This is a genomic window from Phenylobacterium sp., from assembly GCF_036821595.1.
In the GTDB taxonomy this organism is placed as follows: Bacteria; Pseudomonadota; Alphaproteobacteria; order Caulobacterales; family Caulobacteraceae; genus Phenylobacterium.
The window spans coordinates 1-2,674 of sequence record NZ_DAISJG010000152.1 but is presented as its reverse complement, the minus strand read 5'-3'; the positions used below and the strand labels follow the sequence as shown (position 1 = coordinate 2,674).

Sequence of the window (2,674 nt, the reverse complement as noted above, 5' to 3'; positions counted from 1 at the left end):
TCGGCCAGCATGACGATGTCCTCGCCCACCGCCTGGTCCTCGGCCCAGGCGCGCATGACGAAGGCGTCGTTCACCGAGACGCAGGCGATGGTGTCCACGCCCTTGCCCTTGATGTCGCCGGCCAGCTGCTTGAAGCCCGGCAGGTGCTTGGCCGAGCAGGTGGGGGTGAAGGCGCCCGGCACCGCGAACAGCGCCACCTTCTTGCCCGCGAACACGTCCTTCGAGGACACCGGCCGGGGCCCTTCCGCCGTGGCCTGGGTGAGGGTGGCGTCCGGCAGCCTGTCGCCGACTTTGATGGTCATGGGGGCGTCCTCCTGAAACTAGAGCTGGCAGATAGCGACAACTCCGCGCGCTTCAACCAAGCATGTGCGAACGGACCTTGAAAGCGCCGCGATCCGGTTCGAATGTCGGAGCCGATGGATGAAGGGTTCTTCGCAGGCCAGCTCCTGATCGCCATGCCGGGCATCTCCGATCCCCGCTTCGAGCGGGCCCTGATCCTGGTCTGCGCGCACGACGACCGCCACGCCATGGGCCTGGCCGTCAACCGCCCCGTGGAGGGCCTGACCGTGCCCGACCTGCTGGCCCGGCTGGACATCGCCTCCGAGATCAAGGCCCCGCCGGACCTCGTGCTGATGGGCGGCCCCGTGGAGCGCGAGCGCGGCTTCGTGCTGCACACCGACGACTACGCCTCCGAGCACAGCCTGGAGGTCGCCGAGGGCCTGGCGCTCACGCCCACCCGCGACGCCCTCGAGGCCATGGCCCAGGCCAGCGGCCCCCCGCGCCGCTCCCTGCTGGCGCTCGGCTACGCCGGCTGGGGCGCGGGCCAGCTGGAGAACGAGCTCAAGGAGAACGTCTGGCTCAGCTGCGATCCGGACGAGTCCCTGATCTTCGGCGGCGACCACGACCAGAAATGGGCCCGGGCGCTCGCCAAGCTCGGCGTCGACCCCGAACGCCTCAGCTTCGTGGCCGGCCGGGCCTAGCCGCGCGTGCCGCGGGCCATCACCGGCGCCGCGCCGTCCACATAGCTTTCGTTGAGGTAGACCTCGGCCTCCTGCGGCGAGAGCGCCGGGGCGTAGCCGAAGCCCTGGCCGTAGTCGCAGCCCAGGCTCTGGAGCTGCCGGGCCATGCCGGCGTTCTCGACGCCCTCGGCCACCACCTCCAGCGCCAGGTCGCCGCCCAGCTTGACCACCGAGGAGACGATCTTCGCCGAGCCGTCGTTGGTCGCCATGGTGCGCACGAAATAGCGGTCGATCTTCAGGGTGTCGAAAGGCAGCCGCGTGAGGTAGCTCAGCGACGAGAAGCCGGTGCCGAAGTCGTCCAGCACGAGCGCCGCCCCGGCCTTGCGCAGGTCGCGCAGCACGACGGCCGCCTTCTCCGGATTGCGCATGACGTCGCTCTCGGTGACCTCGAGCTTGAGCGCCCCCGGCGGCAGGCCGGTCTCCTCGCGGATCGCCGCCACGTCGGCCACCAGGCCCTTGCGGTCTATCTCGCCGGTGGAGAGGTTCACCGCCACGGTCAGCTCGCCCGCGGCGGCGTGCTTCAGCCGCCAGTCCGCCAGCTGCCGGGCCGCCTGGCGCATCATCAGCGCGCCGAGGTCGCCCATCAGCCCCATCTCGTCGAGCAGCGTCAGGAACTGCTCGGGCATCAGCAGCCCGCGCCGCGGGTGCCGCCAGCGCACCAGGGCCTCGAAGCCCGACAGCGCGCCCGTCGAGAGCCGCACGATGGGCTGGTAGAAGGGGGTCAGCTCGCCCCGGCCCATGGCGCCTTTCAGGTCGCTCTCCAGCGCCAGGCGCGAGAGGCCGTCGCTCTCCAGCGAACGGCCATAGGCCGCCGCCCCGCCGCGGCCGTGGCTCTTGGCCGCCTCCACGGCGAGCTCGGCCCGGCGCAGCAGCTCGGCCGCCTCGGGGGCGTCCTCGCCGCCTTGCGCCTCCACCGCCCCGATGGACAGCGTCGGGTGGATGTCGAAGCCCGCGACCCGCAGCGGCTGCTCCAGCGCCCGTCGGAGCGCCGCCGCGCCGGGCGAGGTCTCCACCGGAGCGAGGGCGGCGAATTCGTCCTCGCCGATCCGGGCCAGGAGGGTTCCGGCCGGGAAGGCCGCCGCCAGCCGCGAGCCGAGCGCCGCCAGCACCAGGTCGGCGCGCTCGTGGCCGAGGGCCTCGTTCAGCCGCCGCAGGCGGTCGAGGTCGGCCACCACAAGCTCATGGGCGCCCGGTTGCTGCAGCCGCTCGCGGGCGCGCACGATGAAGCTCCGGCGGTCGAGCAATCCGGTAAGGGTGTCTTTTTCGGAGGCCGCGAACTTGGTCTCGGGCGCGGCCACGCCGGCGGCGCGCCGGCCCTCCTCCAGCCAGACGCCGCGCCACACGCAGACGCCGCCGCCCCGCATCCTCAGGCGCACGGAGACCTCGGTCCCCGGTTCCGCCAGGCGCAGCAGCTCGTCGGCCATGGCCCGGTCCTGCGGCAGGGCCAGCGCGCGAAGGGCGGCGGAGGAGCAGTCGGGGGCCAGCGGGCCCAGGCCCAGGGCGCGCGTCGCGCCCGTCAGCCGCAGGCGGTCGGCGTCCGGCTCCCAGAGCCACAGGGCCACGTCGGCCGCGCCCAGCGCCTCGAGCGTCGTCGTCGCGCCCCACGTCCACCGGTCGCTCGACATGGATCTTCAGCCGCCTGGCAGAACAAAACG

General features: G+C 72.9%; 3 protein-coding genes. 1 reads left to right on the top strand and 2 read right to left on the bottom strand.

Annotation, left to right across the window (positions count from 1 at the left end; genetic code table 11):
• Positions 1–302 (bottom strand): redoxin family protein (locus tag V7Z97_RS20040; RefSeq protein ID WP_334165337.1); only part of this gene is annotated, 302 nt, incomplete at its 3' end.
• Between the two features lie 114 nt (positions 303–416).
• On the opposite strand from V7Z97_RS20040, the gene V7Z97_RS20035 reads away from it, so the two are divergent.
• The gene (locus tag V7Z97_RS20035) at positions 417–980 is read left to right on the top strand and encodes a YqgE/AlgH family protein (RefSeq protein ID WP_442958057.1); all 564 of its coding nucleotides are present in this window, start codon (positions 417–419) and stop codon (positions 978–980) included.
• On the opposite strand, the gene V7Z97_RS20030 is transcribed toward V7Z97_RS20035, so the two are convergent.
• On the bottom strand, positions 977–2,644 hold the full coding sequence (locus tag V7Z97_RS20030; RefSeq protein WP_334165335.1) for a putative bifunctional diguanylate cyclase/phosphodiesterase: 1,668 nt from the start codon (positions 2,642–2,644) through the stop codon (positions 977–979). The genes V7Z97_RS20035 and V7Z97_RS20030 overlap by 4 nt on opposite strands.
• Between the last annotated feature and the right edge of the window lie 30 nt (positions 2,645–2,674).